Here is a 255-nt window from a genome sequence, read left to right as displayed (position 1 = left end):
GGTTCGAGTCCATTTAGGCCCACCATATCTTTTCTTTTTTTATGTTTGGGGCCTTAGCTCAGCTGGGAGAGCGCCTGCCTTGCACGCAGGAGGTCAGCGGTTCGATCCCGCTAGGCTCCACCAAGAACATTTGTACCTTGAAAACTAGATAATGTCATTCATTAAACTGCGTAAGTTTAATTTAAGTTTTAAAATTAGTTAAGTTAGAAAGGGCGCACGGTGGATGCCTTGGCACTAGGAGTCGATGAAGGACGG

1 tRNA gene is annotated in these 255 nt (G+C 45.9%); it reads left to right on the top strand.

Annotation, left to right across the window (positions count from 1 at the left end):
• The first annotated feature begins 47 nt into the window (after window positions 1-47).
• Window positions 48-123 (top strand) — tRNA-Ala (locus ACX6U0_RS21400).
• Window positions 124-255 lie beyond the last annotated feature (132 nt).

The sequence above is a fragment of the Gottfriedia sp. ABJ_BB2_2 genome (assembly GCF_055484705.1).
Note: the sequence above shows the minus strand (reverse complement) of the source record. Positions and strands in the feature narration are given on the sequence as shown.